The sequence below is a fragment of the Sphingobium chlorophenolicum genome, assembly GCF_000722875.1.
In the GTDB taxonomy this organism is placed as follows: domain Bacteria; phylum Pseudomonadota; class Alphaproteobacteria; order Sphingomonadales; family Sphingomonadaceae; genus Sphingobium; species Sphingobium chlorophenolicum.
On sequence record NZ_JFHR01000032.1, the window covers coordinates 40,912 to 58,246 of the forward strand.

18 protein-coding genes and 1 pseudogene are annotated in these 17,335 nt (G+C 60.8%); 15 read left to right on the forward strand and 4 right to left on the reverse strand.

Features of this window, described 5'->3' with window-relative positions:
• Window positions 1–26: 26 nt before the first annotated feature.
• From BV95_RS13975 to BV95_RS14010, 8 genes and pseudogenes are all read left to right on the forward strand, one after another.
• Window positions 27–1,025, forward strand: a complete 999-nt coding sequence (locus tag BV95_RS13975) for an efflux RND transporter periplasmic adaptor subunit (RefSeq protein ID WP_037452967.1) — start codon at window positions 27–29, stop codon at window positions 1,023–1,025.
• Window positions 1,022–2,272 carry an ABC transporter permease gene (locus tag BV95_RS13980; protein WP_037452968.1) on the forward strand — a complete coding sequence of 417 codons (1,251 nt, stop codon included), beginning with the start codon at window positions 1,022–1,024 and terminating at the stop codon, window positions 2,270–2,272. The genes BV95_RS13975 and BV95_RS13980 overlap by 4 nt, the downstream gene beginning before the upstream one ends.
• Complete coding sequence (locus BV95_RS13985; RefSeq protein WP_037452973.1) at window positions 2,269–2,961, forward strand: ABC transporter ATP-binding protein; 693 nt, start codon at window positions 2,269–2,271, stop codon at window positions 2,959–2,961. Before BV95_RS13980 ends, BV95_RS13985 begins: the two co-directional genes overlap by 4 nt.
• Window positions 2,958–4,220: an MgtC/SapB family protein gene (locus BV95_RS13990; protein WP_051749787.1), complete on the forward strand. Its 1,263-nt coding sequence runs from the start codon at window positions 2,958–2,960 to the stop codon at window positions 4,218–4,220. The genes BV95_RS13985 and BV95_RS13990 overlap by 4 nt, the downstream gene beginning before the upstream one ends.
• Before the next feature lie 73 nt (window positions 4,221–4,293).
• Window positions 4,294–5,211 (forward strand): MBL fold metallo-hydrolase, encoded by a 918-nt coding sequence (locus tag BV95_RS13995; protein ID WP_037453025.1) that lies wholly within the window; start codon window positions 4,294–4,296, stop codon window positions 5,209–5,211.
• Complete coding sequence (locus tag BV95_RS14000) at window positions 5,208–5,645, forward strand: YeeE/YedE family protein (RefSeq protein ID WP_037452974.1); 438 nt, start codon at window positions 5,208–5,210, stop codon at window positions 5,643–5,645. Before BV95_RS13995 ends, BV95_RS14000 begins: the two co-directional genes overlap by 4 nt.
• A pseudogene (locus tag BV95_RS14005) lies at window positions 5,642–6,040 on the forward strand (DUF6691 family protein); the annotation flags it as partial. The gene BV95_RS14000 and the pseudogene BV95_RS14005, both read left to right, overlap by 4 nt.
• 90 nt (window positions 6,041–6,130) lie before the next feature.
• A complete protein-coding gene (locus BV95_RS14010) occupies window positions 6,131–6,931 on the forward strand; it encodes a sulfite exporter TauE/SafE family protein (RefSeq protein WP_037452977.1) in 801 nt (266 codons plus the stop codon).
• A gap of 49 nt (window positions 6,932–6,980) precedes the next feature.
• On the opposite strand, the gene BV95_RS24570 is transcribed toward BV95_RS14010, so the two are convergent.
• Genes BV95_RS24570 through BV95_RS14015 form a run of 3 tightly spaced genes read right to left on the reverse strand, consistent with a single transcriptional unit; the run spans window position 6,981 to window position 7,692 of the window.
• Complete coding sequence (locus BV95_RS24570) at window positions 6,981–7,094, reverse strand: hypothetical protein (RefSeq protein WP_234703198.1); 114 nt, start codon at window positions 7,092–7,094, stop codon at window positions 6,981–6,983.
• A gap of 31 nt (window positions 7,095–7,125) precedes the next feature.
• Window positions 7,126–7,299, reverse strand: coding sequence for a hypothetical protein (locus BV95_RS24575; protein WP_234703199.1), 174 nt, complete (start codon window positions 7,297–7,299; stop codon window positions 7,126–7,128).
• Window positions 7,300–7,344: 45 nt separating this feature from the next.
• The gene (locus tag BV95_RS14015; protein ID WP_305851997.1) at window positions 7,345–7,692 is read right to left on the reverse strand and encodes an NUDIX domain-containing protein; all 348 of its coding nucleotides are present in this window, start codon (window positions 7,690–7,692) and stop codon (window positions 7,345–7,347) included.
• Window positions 7,693–8,026: 334 nt separating this feature from the next.
• Between BV95_RS14015 and BV95_RS14020 the strand changes: the two genes are divergently transcribed.
• Entirely contained in the window at window positions 8,027–8,476 is a 450-nt protein-coding gene (locus BV95_RS14020; protein WP_037452981.1) for a host attachment family protein, read from the forward strand.
• 29 nt (window positions 8,477–8,505) lie between these two features.
• On the opposite strand, the gene BV95_RS14025 is transcribed toward BV95_RS14020, so the two are convergent.
• A complete protein-coding gene (locus BV95_RS14025; protein WP_037452983.1) occupies window positions 8,506–9,303 on the reverse strand; it encodes a universal stress protein in 798 nt (265 codons plus the stop codon).
• A 566-nt stretch (window positions 9,304–9,869) separates the two neighbouring features.
• On the opposite strand from BV95_RS14025, the gene BV95_RS24580 reads away from it, so the two are divergent.
• The 6 genes from BV95_RS24580 to BV95_RS14060 all read left to right on the forward strand — a co-directional run bounded on the left by BV95_RS24580 (window position 9,870) and on the right by BV95_RS14060 (window position 17,195).
• Window positions 9,870–10,517, forward strand: a complete 648-nt coding sequence (locus BV95_RS24580; RefSeq protein WP_156028660.1) for a PIN domain-containing protein — start codon at window positions 9,870–9,872, stop codon at window positions 10,515–10,517.
• Window positions 10,518–10,737: 220 nt separating this feature from the next.
• The gene (locus tag BV95_RS14040) at window positions 10,738–11,499 is read left to right on the forward strand and encodes a histidine phosphatase family protein (RefSeq protein ID WP_037452985.1); all 762 of its coding nucleotides are present in this window, start codon (window positions 10,738–10,740) and stop codon (window positions 11,497–11,499) included.
• A complete protein-coding gene (locus tag BV95_RS14045) occupies window positions 11,496–12,395 on the forward strand; it encodes an NAD(P)H-hydrate dehydratase (RefSeq protein ID WP_037452988.1) in 900 nt (299 codons plus the stop codon). The genes BV95_RS14040 and BV95_RS14045 overlap by 4 nt, the downstream gene beginning before the upstream one ends.
• 552 nt (window positions 12,396–12,947) lie before the next feature.
• Window positions 12,948–15,938: a hypothetical protein gene (locus tag BV95_RS14050; RefSeq protein ID WP_051749788.1), complete on the forward strand. Its 2,991-nt coding sequence runs from the start codon at window positions 12,948–12,950 to the stop codon at window positions 15,936–15,938.
• Entirely contained in the window at window positions 15,928–16,392 is a 465-nt protein-coding gene (locus BV95_RS14055) for a response regulator (protein ID WP_037452990.1), read from the forward strand. Before BV95_RS14050 ends, BV95_RS14055 begins: the two co-directional genes overlap by 11 nt.
• Window positions 16,389–17,195: a response regulator gene (locus BV95_RS14060; protein WP_051749789.1), complete on the forward strand. Its 807-nt coding sequence runs from the start codon at window positions 16,389–16,391 to the stop codon at window positions 17,193–17,195. Before BV95_RS14055 ends, BV95_RS14060 begins: the two co-directional genes overlap by 4 nt.
• The last annotated feature ends 140 nt before the right edge of the window (window positions 17,196–17,335 follow it).

The window sequence follows — 17,335 nt, forward strand, 5'->3', positions numbered from 1 at the left end:
CTTCGCGTGATGCTATATAGCCTCTTATGAAACGTATCGCGCTCTGGCTGCTGCCGCTCACGCTGGCCGCGGCGGCTGCCGCATGGTGGTTGCTCGCGGGCCGGGCGCAAGAGGTCGAACTCGCGCCCGTCCGTATCGGTCAGGCCGTCGAACTGGTCTATGCGACGGGCTTTGTGGAGGCTCAGCAGCCCGTATCGATCTCAGCCCGCCTCACCGCCCCCGTCCGCGAAGTCCTCGCCGATGAAGCGCAGCGCGTCGTGCGCGGTCAGCCGCTGATCCTTCTCGATGACGAGGAGCAGCGCCACGCGCTGCAACAGGCGGCTGCGCAACGCCGCGTCGCCCAGCAGGATGAGCAGCGCACACTGGCGCTTTTCGCCAAGGGCTGGGTCACCCGCGCCGCGCGGGACTCCGCCGTCGCCGCCGCCGACAGCGCCCGGGCGGCAGAGGATAGCGCCCGCGCCCGGCTCGACCAGATGATTGTGCGGTCAGGCATTGATGGCGTCGTCCTGCGTCAGGACGTGGAGGCTGGCGATCTCGCTAGTCCCGGTCGCATCCTCATGACGCTGGGCGATCCTTCCCGCATATGGATCACGGCCACCATAGACGAACGCGACATTGCCCGCGTTCGTGCCGGTCAGGAAGCATTGATGTCGAGCGACGCCTGGCCCGGTCGGGTGCTCCACGGTCATGTGCGCGAAGTGACGCCGGGCGGTGATCCCGAACAGCGCGCCTTTCGCGCCCGCATCGTGACGGACGATGCGGTGGCGCTGCCGCTGGGCCTGACGCTGGAGGTCAACATCGTCACGTGCAGGGCACAACAAGCGCTGTTGGCACCGGCGAGTGCGATCGAAGACGGAAAGCTGTGGATCGTTCGCAGCCACCGCGTTCATGCGAAGGCCGTCCGCACCGGCATTGCCGGGACCACCGACGTGCAAATCCTCTCCGGTCTGTCGCGTGGTGAGATGGTCGTGAAAGCGCCCGAGGGGAAGCTAAAGGACGACATGCGCGTTCGGGTGCGGCAATGACTGGTCAACTGCGGCTGCTGGCCAGCGTCGCCGCCCGTCATCTCGTCGGCCGCCGCCGACAGACCATCGTCGCGGTAAGTGGCGTGGCCGTCGGCGTCGGCTTCTTCCTAGCCGTATCGGCCATGATGATCGGCAGCCAGAATGACTTCATCAAGACGCTGATTGACGCCGCCCCACATATCATCATTTCCGACGAGCTGCGCAGCCCGCCGGCCCAGCCGGGCGTCAGCCTCTACAAGGGGGCAGCGATCAACCTTCGCCACTATAAGGTCCGCAACGAGGTGCGCGGGCTCAAGGGCTGGCCGGAAATATTGCGTACCGTGAACGCGCTACCCGGCGCGATCGGCTCGCCCAGTCTCAGCGGCGCAATAACCTTGCGCAGCGGCGGACGCGAGGAAGCGCTGACCATCGTCGGTGTCGACCCCGCGATCGAGGAAAAGGTCAGCACTATTCAGGACCAACTGCGCATCGGACGCCTGCGCGACCTGGAAAGCACGCAAGGAGGCATCATCATCGGCGAGGAAATGGCGCGGCGGCTTGGCCTGGGCGTAGGTGACGTGGTTGGCGCGACCTCCGCTTCGGGCAAGAGCCGGTCGCTTCGCATCGTCGGCCTGTTCAAACGCGGCCAGACGCAGATTTCATCCGGCCTGGGCTATGTCCTGCTGCGGGAAGCGCAATCTCTGCTCGGCCGTCCCTTCATCATCAACCGCATCGGCGTACGCCTTGCCGACCCCTATGAGGCCGAGCCGATCAGCCGCCGCCTGGAGGCCCGCTATGCCTACAAAGCGGAAAGCTGGCAGGAGCGTTCCGCCGACTTTCTTTCCCTGCTCGTGACCCGCAACGTCATCATGTACAGCGTCGTGTCGGCCATCCTGCTGGTTGCCAGCTTCGGCATCTACACGGTCGTATCCAACAGTGTTTCCGACAAAAGGCGCGACATCGCAATCATGCGCTCCATGGGCTTTTCAGAGCGAGATCTTCAGCTGATATTCGTGTTCGAAGGTCTCGCCTTGGCATTGATCGGCATCGTCGCGGGATGGCTGCTGGGATACGGGCTGATGGCGATCCTTGGCTCGCTCAAATTCCCAATCGCGGGCGAGGATCAACACCTCCCCCTCGACCGCACCGCTCGGCAATATGCCATCGCGGCGGCAGCGTCCCTGCTCTCTGGCGTGATTGCCGCATGGCTCCCCGCGCGAAAGGCGGCGCGGGTCGATCCGGTCGACATATTGCGGGGCGCGGTATGAGTGCGATCATAGAGGTTCAAGACCTGTCCCGCAGCCTGCCCGGCACGCCACCGGTGACGCTGGTATCTGACGTTTCCCTGTCGATCCAGCCCGCGACCTTCGTCGCCATCGTGGGCCCGTCCGGCTGCGGCAAATCCTCGCTGCTCTATCTGCTCGGCCTGCTCGACCGGCCAACATCCGGACAGGTGCTGTTCAACGGGCAGGACATGAATCCGCTGCGGGGCGACGCGCGCGCCGGAATCCGCCTGGCGAGCTTCGGCTTCGTCTTCCAGTTCCATTTCCTGCTGCCAGAGTTCACCGCGCTAGAAAATGTCATGCTGCCCATGCGCAGGCTCGGCAAACTGTCGCTCACCGAAATACAGGCCAAGGCGCAGGCGCTGCTTGAGGGCATGGGCCTTGGAGAGAAAAGCACGAAGACGCCTGATCGCCTGTCCGGCGGCGAGCGTCAGCGTGTCGCCATCGCCCGCGCCATCGCCAATGATCCCGCGCTGGTGCTGGGCGACGAACCCACGGGCAATCTCGACAGCCAGAACAGCGCCCGCGTGGTCGAGATGTTCCGCAACCTTGCCCATGATCAGGGCCGCGCGGTGGTGTGCGTCACGCATGATCCCGATGTCGCGGCGGCTGCCGATGTGCAAATCTCCATGCTGGACGGCCGTATCAAGGAAACGAGTGTGAGACCGCGATGACCGCTGGTGTCAATTCCTCCATCATACAGCCTTATCTGCCGCTGCTGGCCGCCATAGCCATTGGACTGCTGATTGGCATGCAGAGGGGATGGGCGCAAAGGTCCTTCGGCACTGGCCGCCGCGTCGCCGGTTTCCGCACCTTCGGTCTGATCGGCCTGATCGGCGGCATAGGTGGTCTGGCGCCGGACATGATGGCAGCCGCCCTTGCAATCGGCGTGGCGGCAGTGCTGACCGCAGGCTATGTCCGCAGCGCGGATCAGGATCATCTGTCGGCCACCACGACGCTCGCGGGCATATTGACCTTCGCCGCCAGCTTCTGCGCCACCCGCTTTTCCCCTTCGCTGGGCCTTGCCATCGGCGGTGCGACCTTTGCGATGCTGAGCGCGCGGCAATCGATGCATGCTCTGCTGAAGGGAATGGACGATAACGAGATTGAGGGCGTATCGCGCTTCCTGCTGGTCGCGCTCGTCATCCTGCCGCTGCTGCCGGATCGGGCGATGGGGCCCTATGAAGCATGGAATCCGCGCAACATCTGGCTGGTCGTCGTCTTCGTTATCGGCCTGTCCTTCGCCGGCTATGCTCTATCGCGGAGGCTCGGGCAGGACAGGAGCATCCTGCTGGTCGCGCTGACCGGCGCGATCGTGTCCTCTACCGCGGTGACGGCCGAATATGCACGGCGCCTGCGGGAAAATCCCGCTATTCGTGGGCCGCTCGCAGCGGGCATCGCCATCGCCTCGATCGTGATGTTCATCCGGGTGCAGTTGCTGGCGCTGGCGCTCATCCCCCGCGCGCTCCCGACCCTGGCCCTCACCATGGCACCCGCAACGATAGTCTCCATATTATTCGCTCTCTTCTCCTTCCGTCGACATCGCGGCGACAGTGCAAACGTAAGCATATCCAACCCGCTCGGCTTCGGCCCCGCGCTGATCCTGGCGGCCATGGTGGTCGTGCTGTCGCTGGTCGCAAGATGGGCGCTCCACCATTTCGGGGAACAGGGGATGGCAGTGGTGCTGACGCTCACCGGCATCTCTGACGTCGATGCAGCGGTCATCACCATGTCAGGGTTGCCCGCTCATATGCTCACAAATCGAACCGCCGGGCTGTCGCTGGGGGGCGCTGTTCTCGCCAACACCTTCGCCAAGGCGGTCATAACGGTGGTCATCGGCTGGGGTCATGGCGGCATCGGGGCGTCGGTCCCGCTTTTTGCGGCGCTGGTGACGGCGGCAGCCAGCATCTTGGCCTGGGCGATATTCATCTAACGGATGCGGACATTTCCGTAGTGCAAAGCGGCTCGGAAGGCGCAGTATGGAAGCGACGATGGTGGAGAAGCGCATGTTAGACGAAGCACTCGCCAAAGCAGCGCAGCAGGTTACGGCAGCACGAAAGGCCTTGCCCGTGATCCGGGCCTTTTTCGACGCGCCCACCTTCACGGTCACTTATGTCATTCACGACGCCGCGAACCGGCGTGCAGCCGTCATAGACAGCGTACTCGCCTATGATCCGGCGTCCGGCCGCACCAGCCCGGACACAGCCGATCCGATCATAGCTTATATCGAAGCGGAGGGGCTGACGGTCGACTGGCATCTGGAGACACACGCCCATGCCGATCACTTGTCGGCCGCCCCCTATCTTCAGCGCAAGCTTGGCGGCGAAATCGCCATCGGCGCGCATATTCGGGAAGTGCAGCAGACCTTCGGCAAACTGTTCAACGCAGGCGTCGAGTTCGTGCCGGACGGCTCCCAGTTCGATCATCTTTGGCAGGATGGCGACAGCTTCTCCATCGGCGATCTTGCCGTCACGGTGCTGCACGTTCCGGGTCACACGCCTGCCTGCGTCGCCTATGTCGTCGGCGATGCGGTGTTCGTAGGCGATACGATGTTCATGCCCGATTATGGCACCGCGCGGGCCGACTTCCCCGGCGGCAATGCGCGCCAGTTGTTCCGTTCGCTCCGCCGCCTTCTGGAACTGCCGCCGGAAACACGGCTGTTCATGTGTCACGACTATCTGCCGGACGGGCGCGACCATTATGTCTGGGAAACGACGGTCGGGGAGCAGCGCCGCGCCAATATCCATGCCCATGACGGCATAAGCGAGGACACATTCGTAGCCATACGCGAGGCGCGCGACCACACGCTCGACATGCCACGCCTCATCCTGCCATCCGTGCAGGTGAACATGCGCGCGGGCCACCTTCCGCCCCCAGATGATAATGGCGTCGTCTATCTCAAGATTCCGGTGAACCAGCTATGATCCCAGCCTGCCCCCAAGCGCCACCGGTCGAAGGACTGATCGGCGGCCTGATGATCGGCATCGCCGCTGCCATCATGCTGCTCGGCCTGGGCCGTATAGCAGGCGTCAGCGGTCTCGTGGCGCGGGCCACCGGTCTTGCCGACAGCGGAGCGCCGCGCAGCATCGCGATCGCCTTCATCATCGGCCTGCCCGTGGGAGCGCTTGTCGTATCCCTGCTGACAGGCGGGGTGCCAGCGCGCTTTCCTTCGATCGGCCTGCTACTGATCGCGGGCGTCATCGTCGGCTTCGGCACACGGCTGGGGTCCGGTTGCACCAGTGGTCATGGCGTGTGCGGCGTGTCCCGCCTCTCGCCCCGCTCTCTCCTCGCGACGGCGCTCTTCATGGCCAGCGGCTTTGCCACAGTCGCGGTTCTTCGCCTCACAGGTGCGCTATGATGAAGGTCGCCATCGCGCTGATATCAGGCGCCCTGTTCGGCGCTGGCCTGGCGCTATCCGGCATGGCTGACCCGATGCGGGTACGCGCCTTCCTCGACCTTCTCGGTCCATGGGATCCGACGCTCGCCTTCGTCATGGGGGGCGCGATGATCCCGATGGCGGTCGCCTGGGTGGTGCAAAAGCGACTTGAGCGCTCGCTGGCCGGAGCAGCCTTCAACCTACCGGAAACACGGAGGCTCGACTGGAAGCTGGCACTGGGCGCGATACTCTTTGGCATTGGCTGGGGTCTTGGCGGCCTCTGCCCCGGACCTGCGATCGCCAGCCTTGCGCTGAAGCCGATTCATGCCGCGCCCTTCGTGCTGGCGATGCTCGCGGGAATGGCGCTCAACCGTTTCGCGCCGAGCGGCACCGCAGGCACAAGCCAACGAGCGAAAGGGACGAGCAGCCACCGCCCCCCGGCCTCCGAAACGCAGCGCGGCTGAAGCATGGACAGTCTTCACTATGTGCTGGGGGCCGTTTCAGGCGGCCTTGTCGGCTTCGTCCTTGGTCTGGTCGGCGGCGGCGGATCGATCCTCGCCGTGCCGCTGATGGTCTATCTGGTCGGCGTGCCAAGCCCCCATTTCGCCATCGGCACCAGCGCTTTGGCGGTCGCCGCCAACGCTGCTGCGGGCCTTGCCAACCACGCTCGCGCGCATCATGTAAAGTGGCGCTGCGGCGGCATGTACGCAGCGGCTGGCGTCGCGGGGGCCTTCGCGGGGTCTAGTATTGGCAAGGTGGTGAACGGCGAAAAGCTACTGTTCCTCTTTGCCCTCGTCATGCTGCTCGTCGGCGGTCTGATGCTCAAGGGCCGGGACAACCCCGGCGATCCCGGCGCGGAATGCAATCGCGAGAAAGCGCCCCAGGTGATCGGCTACGGACTTGGCTCGGGCCTGTTTTCCGGCTTCTTCGGCATTGGCGGCGGATTCCTGATCGTGCCCGGCCTCGTCGCATCGACCGGCATGCCAATGTTGATGGCGGTCGGCACCTCGCTGATCGCCGTTACGGCGTTCGGCCTCACCACCGCGGTCAACTACGCCTTTTCTGGCCTTGTCGACTGGCTGCTTGCGCTCGTCTTCGTGATGGGGGGAGTGGCGGGCAGCATCGCGGGTACGCGAGCGGCGGAAAAACTGGGTGAGCGAACTGGAGGCCTCACCAGCATCTTTGCCGGACTCATCTTCATCGTCGCCCTTTATATGCTCTGGCGCAGCGCCGCCGCTTTCTTCCCCAGCGCTGCAAGGCTGCTCTAAGTCAGCCTTTTTGCAAGGTCCGCTCCAGCAGCTTCAACCGATCGACAATCTAAGAGAAGAAAGCCGTCGACCAGCCGATCAATATGATGCCATTCGCAACCTCTATTGCGCCCAATATTCTCTGGCCTGCTGGCAGCACCCCATCCCCATAACCGATGGTCACATAGGTGGAGTTTGAAAAATACGGCGCCTCTTCAAGATGGGGGAGATGTCCAATAGCCGGTACAATGCCGCCACAGCCAGATCTCAACGGCATGAAGCGCGAGCAAACCGAACGCGGCGAGCAAGATCGCCAGACCGGTCAGATGGACGAGCACCGTCGCGGCAACGGCGCCGGTCGCGATCAAAAGCTGCGCTGTCAGGCTCATATGCTGGCCTCGCGCTGACTTGATAAGGTCATGGCCGGCCACATCTCATCGCGCGGGCACCGCCTGCTCCAGCGCAACCAGCAACGGTGTTTCGCTGGTCAGCATCTTGCCGCGCGCTTCCTCAAGGGTAAACCAGTTCGCCCGGTCGATCTCTGGGAAGGACTGGACGATCCCGCTGGGGGGCGGCCATTCCAGTGTGAACATATTGCTCACCACATTGGCTGGTCCGGGCTCCGCTTCCACCGCGAAGGCTTTCACCCATTTGCCGCCTTTCTGACGAATCCGGGCAAGCGGCCAGGGAATGGCGGCGGGGCACATGCCCACCTCCTCCTGAAACTCCCGCAAAGCCGTATTGGGCAGCGCCTCCCCCGGCAGCGGCGCGCCCTTGGCAATCTGCTAGGCGCCCTCGTCTTCACGCTGCCAATAAGGGACGCCCGGATGCACCAGGAAGACCTGCAATCTTCCTTCATGCCAGCGATAGGGAAGCAGTCCTGCACTCTCCTGCACGTTTCTCACCCCAATCTCACCAGCGGACTTATGTCATCGGCCAAGCCGATTGGCCCATCATGGCCAACGGGATATTTGGTGCCATAAGGGAAAGCCCCAATAGCGCATGTCGGGTTCAACGACTCATAATGCGCCAGCGGACCGGCCGGGACTCTCCCGCATCCTCATCCGAAGAATTCACGATCTCCATCGGGGGCCTACAGTCGAGGGAAGATTGATCATGAAAATCGCCTATGGAACGATCCTGCTCGTAACCGACGGTTCGAGGATGCTGGTGATGAGGAATGAGGGCGACGCCCTTTACCCTGAACTGTCAGTCGTCGCCCATCGCGAGATCGACAACCCACCCAATCGGGAACATCTGACCGACGCACCCGGCGTAAGCTTTTCCAGCAGGGGCGGCACCAGAAGCAGCTACCAGCAAGCCGATATCCATCAATTGCGGGAAGATCGCTTCGCAATCGAAGCGGCAGAGGCTCTGGCGGAAACCGCCGCCGGGCATGAAGCCGAGATCATCGTCGTCGCACCACCGGCCACGCTTCATGTCCTGCGGGATCATTATACCCCGGCGATCAGGAACAGGCTGATCGCTGAAGTGGACAAGGATCTTGTCAAACATCCTGCAGCCGAAATCGTCCATATCCTTACGAACTGGCCACGCAGGTACTGACGGAATAGCGGCTCTACGCCGCCACCGCCTCAATGACCCAGCAACAGGGGATATTTGCTGCGCGTCAGCAACCGCTTGGTAACGCCGCCAAATGTTTCCATCAGCCTGCCGCGCCCATAGGCGCCCATAACCAGATAGTCGGCCCTGAACCGCGCACATTCCTCTTCGATGATGACTTCAATCGGATGCAGGCGATCGTTTATGCTGCGGATCGTCGCATCGACGCCATGTCGCGACAGATATCGCGCGGAGTCGGCAGGCGCAGCCTCGATCGATCCATCATGGATCGTCAGCACCTCCACCTCGTCCGCCAGCGCGAGCAGCGGCGCGGACGCGCGCATGGTCGCGATGCAGGACTGCCTGCCGTCCCAAGCCAGCACAGCTCTGCCGATGTTGAAGCGCTCAAGTGTCTGGGGCACCGCCAGCACGGGCACGCGTGCATGCATCAGAACCTGGCTGGTCACCATCCGCATGTCCGGCAGAGGAAATTGGTCCAGTTGCCGGTTCAGGACGACCACATCCGCAAGGCTGGCTTCCTTCAGAAGGCAGCTTGCAAATTCTCCTGTTACGTCGATCCAGTCCCAAGGCACATCTTCCTTCGCGAGGCGAGCCGTAAGTCGCTCCTTGTTGCGCGCCTCGCTTTCCCGCTCATCCACCAGCACGGCGCCCTGTCCGATGCCGACATACATGTCCCCTGCCACAACTATCAGCGGCGTGACATCGACGCACCGCAAATGACCGCCAAGCGCGCGGGTCAGATCCAATGCAGCCTGCAGCCGGGCTTCCTGGCCCTCATCGTCATGCACGAGCAGAAGTATGTTTTTCATCCTGTCCTCCTTAGGAGTTCAGGATGAGGGTAAGGTTTTAATCTGCCGCGCAATATTAGGATAGTTACGGATATGTCGACTAGGCCAAGGCATTAGAGGAGTCCGCTTGCAGCAATTCGCATTAAGCTGCTCGACTGGGCGCGTGGCGGCCGCGACATCGGATTTGGCCCCTCGCACCTGCGAGGAGCCAGCCCGCTTCAGATTTCGGTTCCGCCCAGATCTGGCGGGGGCTTGAGCGCGCGCTTCGCGCCGACTTTGCATCCGGCGTTCCACGACACCCGCCCGCGAGCGGCGGGATCAAATTCTGATAATCCCATGATACATCTCCAGTGGCCATGATGGCCCAGGGGATGAACGTCCAACCAAGCAGGATGCGGCATATCAGGGTCCGCCGCGATGTGCATCGAAGTTAGGGAAATTCGATAAACTCGCCTGATTTCCTTATAGATCACCTCTGATGGCGATCCATGCCTGCCACTCGACCGCCAAATTTAGCTGTCGATGTGAGAACCGGCCGGTCCTTGCCACAGACCACATCCAATGCTGTCTTACTCACGGAGGCCGCCATGGGCGTTCATGAACGGATCACCACCACGGTTTCCACTAAAGGGCAGGTTATCTTGCCCAAGGCTATCCGTGAACAGAAACATTGGGCGACGGGCACCAAGCTGATTGTGGAAGAAACGGATGAGGGCGTGCTCCTGAAGGCTGCGCCTGTTTTTGCCGCCACGAATATCGAATCTGTCTTTGGTTCGCTGCGCTCAACAAAGCCCGCTCTCTCTATCGATGAGATGAACATGGTCATATCAGAGGAAGCAAAGCGGCGTGCGCGGATTGATACCAACATCGTCGTCCGCTTGCTGACCGCCGATGATAAAAAGCAGGCGAAGGCAGCCCGCAGCATCGTTGATGGGGACGAAATTTTTCTCGGCGTAACAGTGCTGTTGGAGGCAGAATGGGTGCTGCGAGCGGGTTATGGCTTCGCACCCGACGAGATTGCTCGCGCGTTACGCGGCCTAGCCGGTCTTCCGGGAATGCTGGTAGAAGAGCCTGCCCATATGGCATTAGCCCTCGACTGGATGGAACATGGAATGGATTTCGCCGACGCTCTTCATCTTGCGCGATCCGCTCAATGCACTGAATTTCTGACCTTCGACCGGAGGTTCGCCAAACGCGCTGCGAAATTGGACGCCATCCCCGTCGTCGTGCCCTAAAGCCCATCCTGAACGACACGATCTAACGGGGACGTGCTCAACGACCCATAGCGGACGAAAAGCCTTAAATTTGGGAGCGGGTTGCCGACGTCCGCTTCTCTAATGCCTGCTACCATCGCGTGACAGATGACGCCGTACCAAGCTCCACATGCTAATTTGTGGGAACTACCGGGGCTGGCGAGCACTTACTAAGAAATGCCTGCTTTTTTAGGAGAATGCCTTGAGTGGATCCGGCCGCTGGCCAAACCGGCTGATCATCGTCCGCCATGGGCAGAGCGCCGGGAACGTCGCGCGCGATGCTGCGCATGAGGCGCAGGAGGATCGCATCCTTCTCTCTATCCGCGATGCCGATGTGCCACTCAGCGATCTTGGGCGGGAGCAAGCGGCGGCGCTAGGACACTGGTTCGCAGAGCAGCCGGAGGAAGACCGACCGGAGGTCATTCTATCCTCGCCTTACCTCCGCGCCTGCCAGACTGCCGATATCTTCCGGAACGTTGGCGGCGCGCCCCGAGACGAGCAGATCTGCTTCGATGAGCGCCTGCGCGAGAAAGAGTTTGGGATACTGGATGGACTGACCCACACGGGCATCCGCCATCTCCAGCCCGAACAGGCCGCGTCGCGGCAGTTGCTCGGTAAATTTTACCATCGCTCACCGGGCGGGGAGAGCTGGTGCGACGTGATCCTGCGGTTGCGGTCTGTAATGGACACCATCTCGCTCCATTATGCGGGCAAACGGGTGATGATCTTCTCCCATCAGGTCGTGATACTGTGCTTACGCTATATTATCGAAAATCTGGGCGAGCAGGAGATACTCGCCATTGATGCCAAGGGCGACGTAGCCAACTGCGCGATCACCGATTATCGTTTCAATGCGGAGGCAGGGAAGCTGGTGTTGCAACGCTACAATGTCACAGCGCCCATGGAGGAAGAAGCGACGCTTGTCACCAAGGCACCGGATCGCATCGCGGGTGCGCGGGGGTGATTGAAATCGACGAAGCGTGGCTCGCCGCTCATCCTTTGCCGGGCTTTGATGCTGTGTCCGACAAGGACAGCCGTGGCCGCGTGCTGGTGGTCGGCGGGGCGGAGTTTGTGCCCGGCGCGCTGCGGCTGACGGGCGAGGCAGCGCTGCGCACCGGTGCTGGCAAGCTGCAGATGGCGACGGTGCAGGCAGTGGCGATGGCGCTGGGCGTGCTAATCCCCGAAGCGGCTATGATTGCGCTGCCTTCTGACGAAAAAGGCGAGATCGCGGCGGAGGCGGCGGATGTGCTGCGCGAACGCTTTTTGCGCTGCGACGCCCTGATCCTCGGCCCTGGCATGAGCATCGGGGAGCGGACAGACCAGTTGGTCGCGGACCTCCTCAGCGCGCCCGACGCTTCGCGCACCATTTTGCTGGACGCGGCGGCGCTGACATCGGCGCGATATCTGGAGAAACTTATCGCGGCGCATGATGGGCATGTCATCCTGACCCCACATCATGGCGAGATGGCCCATCTGTCCGGGTTGAAAGTAGAAGCGGTGAAGGCCGACCTGGAAGGCGTGGCGCGTGATGTCGCAAGGCGGTTTAACGCTGTCATCCTGTTGAAGGGACAGGAAAACCTGTTGGCAGAGCCGTCAGGCGAAATATTCGTGCATCGGGGCGGGACCGTGGGCCTAGCAACCGGGGGATCAGGCGATGTGCTGGCGGGCATCATCGGCGGGCTGGCGGCACAGGGCGCGTCGCCACTCACGGCTGCCGGATGGGGAAGCTGGTTGCATGGCCGGGCGGGCGAGGTTCTGTCACGTCACGTGGCTATGGCGGGGTTTCTGGCGCGCGAACTGTCCCCGTTAATTCCGCGCCTAATCGACAATGCCAGGCTCAACAGAACCAAACTTCGTTAACCGACCCAACTTTGTCGTTCAGCGACAAATTTTTGCTACCCTCCAGCGGACTGTCGGCTAACCTCATTGCACGCTCAAGGTCAATGGCGAATAGACCTGTGGTTCTGGGCGGAAAAACCTGTAAATTCAGCTAGGTGACTGGCAGGTTGCCAGAAGGGAACGGGGGCGTCGATATGAGCAGAATGGAACGCGGTGCTGAGCACGCGCTTCGTAGTGAGCTGGCGAGTATGAGAGATGCCGAAGTGATGCAGACACTTGCAGAGATGCAACGGCATGCTGATCGGGCCGCAGAGCAGATAGTTCGCGACGAGATGGAGCGGCGTGGCATCGGCTAGTGGGCAATAAACTCTCCGGTTTACGGCCGATCCGCAGTTGGAGACAGGACCCTCAAGACTGGCCCGCTGCGGAAAGGCATGCCTCCCACCGAAACAGCCTGGTCAAGCATTTCAGTTGCTTGTCGGCACTGGCTTAGGCAGAAGCAAAGAAATTCATTTTGGTACAGGGCGAATGAAAAAATGGGGGGGGCCGGTGCATGCGGCCCAAGCTAAGCCAGTGAGCGCGACGGTCGCGCGCACAATCAAAAAATTCTCCGAACCCCGGCGCAACGCGATCCGAGGCGCGGTCGCCGACGCACGGCGCACAATGCCAGGCACCACTCTGCTCAATGCGGTGCGCGCCAATTCGAGTGAGACCGATATGGCGGCCGCTGCGGTCATTCTCGAATCCCCAGCCGGGTTACGCAAGCGACGCGTCGAAGGGCTGCTGCAAAGCGACATAGCGCTCGCTCATGCACTGCACGCACTGCCGGCCAATCTCGAGGCAGCCTATGCCTGTGGCTTCTTAAACAGCTGGAAGCACGACAGTATCCGTGCATTCGAGACGATCGCAATTCTCAGTCAGATGACCGAGGTGCCGCGCGCCGATGCGATCGGTGCGCTGTTGCGCACTGCGCAGAAATGGGGCGCATCCAATTATTTGGCGCTCAAGATTGCCTACGTGAAGGAGTTTCTTGAGCTTGCCGATGCCGAGCGGTTGGTGCTGTCGGAGATCGACGAGCTGCTTGGCCATGCCAAGAGTCCGACGATTCAATATTCGGCGCTGGAGAATCTCAAGACCCGATTGTCGATCTTCTCAGTCGCACGGCGCCACACAAACATTTTGCTCGACCATATAGATGGCGACTTTCGGCGCTACCATAGCCTCAACAACGTCGTTGCAACGCCGTTCAGCACGGAGGATTGCGCAGGCTTTCTGCTGCGAGCCGTCGAAACCAGCCTGATCGATGCCGCGCGCTGCCTGTGGATCGTGGTCAATCTCCGAAGCCGGTTTCCTGACGTATATCGTGCGATCGAGCGCAATCTTGACCCCGAGATCCTAGGGCATTTGCTGCGTCTCCAGCGTGGAATTGCCAACTCGCCTGTCCCCGACGTACTTGCCGGCACCGCACCGCTTGCCAACCCAGACGAGGGTGCCGTGGACGAACTGCCCGGTGAGGAGCGCTCGCTTTCCCTCTACCGGCGCAGCATCGCCTTCCTCGAATTTCCGCAGCTTTGCAGCTATCGCAACGATCTTGACCGGGTGATCGGGCATCGGCTCGTCGCGCCGTTGCTGCCTGATATTTCGCGCTGGCATGCCGACGGGTTCTCAAACATTGCCACGCTCAAGCAGGCAGATGGGGTATTTGAGCTGGCCCAGCATGGTCAGGACAAGGTCCAGGTCGATACCTTTTACCGCACCTATCTCTTCCTGCGCCTCATCCAAGATGCCGCGAACCTCAGCCAACTCTCGAGCGAGGAAGTCCAGTATATTTGCGACAATACGATGCGCCTTGAGACGCTGCTGCTCGAGCGGGAACTCAAGACGATGCATCTTAACGCCTCGGATGAAGCGCGCGCGATCATCTCGGTGCTGGCGCTCGCGCTCTACCGCAGCAAGTCGTCAGATCCCGATATCGATTTCGACTTCCGCGCCAATCTCGAAGACTATATCATCCGCAACTTTGGCGGGAGCATCCCGGATTTCATCGACCATCTCGCACCTAAGAGCCCGGATGTCGCCAACTATATCGCTTCTTCTCTCGATGAAGTTACTCTGCAGAAGATGTACCAGATCATTGATTCACCGCTCGCAGCAGAGAGTGCCAGGCGTGATATCCTCACGAGCGTAGGCATTCATCTCAACAAGATCGAATACATCATCGAGGCCGAAGCGATAGAGACGCGCGCAAAAGTCGCCAAACTTAAGGACTACTTCGACGCGAGCCGCATGTTCGTTGATTCGGTCGCGATGAACAAATGGCTGAGCTCGAACCCATCAGCGTATACCGAGCAATATAAAGAGCTCTTGCCAAAGCTCACCGCGCGGCTGGCCGCGTCACAGAATGTTGTCACCGCCTCGGGCAAGGAGGCGACCATCGACATCGTCCAAATCACATCGACCGACGAATATCTGGTGGAACGGATCGCAACGGAAGCATTCCGCGAATTCTGCGTCAACAACGAGTTCGGTATAGAATCCTATCTGGGACGCCGCATCCGCCACAACACACTGCAGGGCGTGATGACCAACAGCGTCGATGCTGTGCTGCGCCGCCCTGAACATCATCCGGTAATAGCTGGTACGCCATTTGGCGCTGCGCTACGTTCGTGGGAACATAGCTATAAGGTCTTCATCGAACGAATGCGGCGCGATTTCCTGCAATTCCGAAGCGAGGCCAAGCCGCAGGCGCTGTTCGACGCCAGAATCGACCCAGCTGATCAAGTGACACGACGCAATCTTAACCAGCTAGTGCAGACCCTGCGTCGCTCAGGTCCGGAAATGCTAGATGAGCTCATCATATCTTTTTGCTGGCGCCAGATCGCACCGCAGCTAGAGTTCGCCTCACGCCAGATCCGTGTCAAAATGACGCAGGACGTAACGCAGCATCTCGATCATATTCTGCAGCGGTTCAATGGCCCCGAAGAGATCAAGATTAAGTCCGCCCTGGAAGATGCGGTCGCTTCAGTGTTCACGCAGGTAGCAAGCTGGTTTCAGGTACCTCAGACTGGCTTCGTGCCGGCGTCGATCCCCGAAATCTGCAATATTATTGATATTGAGTATGGCCGCACGGCGGCACCAACGATCGTCAGCGGGAAACCTCTACTCACCAAATATTACGGCATCTCTGTCCATCGATTATACGACTGCCTCGCCGTTCTGCTGCAAAATGCATTCAAGCACGGCAAAGCAGGCACCGACGTCACTGTACACATGTCGAGCAGCCCAATTGAGGAGACCAACCTTCATGTACTCGAGGTCGCAGTGCGATCAGTCTTACCCGCCAGCGGCGGCGAAAAATGCATAGCGCGCGTCTCGGAGGCTCTTACCTCTTCGGAAACCGGTCGCGACATGGTCACCGAGGGCTATTCGGGGATCAAGAAAGTTAAATTCATTACGCGCCTCAACGAGGGCAAGTCGACTGTGTCGTTCGATCTGCTAGATGACGCCATCGAGCTTCGCTTCCGCCTCAAAACTGAAGTCGCCGGCGGGGAGAATGACGATTAGTAAAATTCTTCTTGTCGAGGACGAACTTCACAAGCGTGAGGAGCTCACCGCCTGCCTGGCTGAATTCTTTGGCAACGCGTTGCAGCTTGAGCATGTCGACAGCGTGCACGCGGCATTTTGGGCAGTGTCAGCCGACGAATTCGACTTGATCATCCTTGACATGGCGCTGCCGACATTCTCCACCGAAGGAAGCGCGGCCGAACGAGGTCATGACCAGGCGCTGGGGGGTGTCGAGGTACTTCGGGCGCTCAAGGCCCGCAACCTTGCTGCCAAGATCATCATTATCACCCAATATCCCGAGATCACAATCGGCGGTAAGCGCTATAAGCTTGACAAGGCGTCCGAGATGCTCTCGCGGCGCTACGAACAGCATGTGATTGGCGGTGTACTTTACAAGTACCGCTCACCCTCCAACAGTGTCCGGCTCACCACCTTACTGAAGAAACTGACATGAAGATTCTCATCATTGAAGACGATGACGCTAAGCGCGATGAGATACGCGACTTTATCTGTTCGCTTGGGGTATCCCGTGAGAATGTGCTCACTGCCCGGGACATGGCGCAATTCATGGCGCGATTCGATTCGGAAGTCGCAATCTGCGTTATCGACCTGCGCTTGCCGGCCTATGATGGCGCCGGGCCCGAGCGTAATGGTGTAGGCATTTTGCAGGCAATCGAGCAAGCAGGCTCCCGCGCTCGGCTGCTCGCCATCAGCGCCTATCCGGCAGAATTCGAGGATATCCGTCCGCAATTCGAGCGGCGAGGCTGCATGCTAGTCGATTTCGAGCAACGTCCGGTTTGGCGAAATGTGCTGCGCCAAATGGTGATCGAGGCACAGCGCCAAGAGCGACTTGCGTTTCTCGTCTTCTGCGCGTTGCGCACAGAGCGCGCACCATATACCGGCATGACTGAGCTTGAAGGCGAGCCCGTTTTTAAAGATAACTTGGCGCGCTACGATATCTCGATTGCCGGTCAGCGCGGCACGGTGATTGAACTTCCGCGGATGGGCCTGGTGGATGCCGCAGTTACGGCCGGTCAGTGCATCGAAAAATTCAAGCCCAAGGTGGTGGCAATGTCCGGAATCTGCGCGGGCTTTGCGGGACGCGCCGAGCTTGGTCAGTTGCTGGTCGCTGAACTCGCTTATGAATATCAGTCCGGCAAATGGACTGCTGACGGCTTCACGCAGGAGCCATATCAGGCGCCGATCTCAGAAAACATGCGGATCATCGCACGCGAACTAAGGCGTGTGGACATTTAAGGGATTCCTTTTTCCGCGCGGATCGGATTCAAGACTGGCGAAGGGAGCGCCATCTTGGATCGACACGGATTAAGCGACGAGCAGTGGGAGCGGGTTCGCCCCGTGCTTCCCGGTAAAGTTGGGGACCGAGGCCGTTCGGC

Bases quoted from the DNA above. Each gene is read 5' to 3' on its own strand.
- BV95_RS24580 (WP_156028660.1), top strand. From the start codon at position 9,870: ATGGGCGTTCATGAACGGATCACCACCACGGTTTCCACTAAAGGGCAG.
- BV95_RS14000 (WP_037452974.1), top strand. From the start codon at position 5,208: ATGATCCCAGCCTGCCCCCAAGCGCCACCGGTCGAAGGACTGATCGGC.
- BV95_RS13985 (WP_037452973.1), top strand. From the start codon at position 2,269: ATGAGTGCGATCATAGAGGTTCAAGACCTGTCCCGCAGCCTGCCCGGC.
- BV95_RS13975 (WP_037452967.1), top strand. From the start codon at position 27: ATGAAACGTATCGCGCTCTGGCTGCTGCCGCTCACGCTGGCCGCGGCG.
- BV95_RS13990 (WP_051749787.1), top strand. From the start codon at position 2,958: ATGACCGCTGGTGTCAATTCCTCCATCATACAGCCTTATCTGCCGCTG.
- BV95_RS13980 (WP_037452968.1), top strand. From the start codon at position 1,022: ATGACTGGTCAACTGCGGCTGCTGGCCAGCGTCGCCGCCCGTCATCTC.
- BV95_RS14020 (WP_037452981.1), top strand. From the start codon at position 8,027: ATGAAAATCGCCTATGGAACGATCCTGCTCGTAACCGACGGTTCGAGG.
- BV95_RS14010 (WP_037452977.1), top strand. From the start codon at position 6,131: ATGGACAGTCTTCACTATGTGCTGGGGGCCGTTTCAGGCGGCCTTGTC.
- BV95_RS14060 (WP_051749789.1), top strand. From the start codon at position 16,389: ATGAAGATTCTCATCATTGAAGACGATGACGCTAAGCGCGATGAGATA.
- BV95_RS13995 (WP_037453025.1), top strand. From the start codon at position 4,294: ATGTTAGACGAAGCACTCGCCAAAGCAGCGCAGCAGGTTACGGCAGCA.
- BV95_RS14025 (WP_037452983.1), bottom strand. From the start codon at position 9,303: ATGAAAAACATACTTCTGCTCGTGCATGACGATGAGGGCCAGGAAGCC.
- BV95_RS24575 (WP_234703199.1), bottom strand. From the start codon at position 7,299: ATGAGCCTGACAGCGCAGCTTTTGATCGCGACCGGCGCCGTTGCCGCG.
- BV95_RS14055 (WP_037452990.1), top strand. From the start codon at position 15,928: ATGACGATTAGTAAAATTCTTCTTGTCGAGGACGAACTTCACAAGCGT.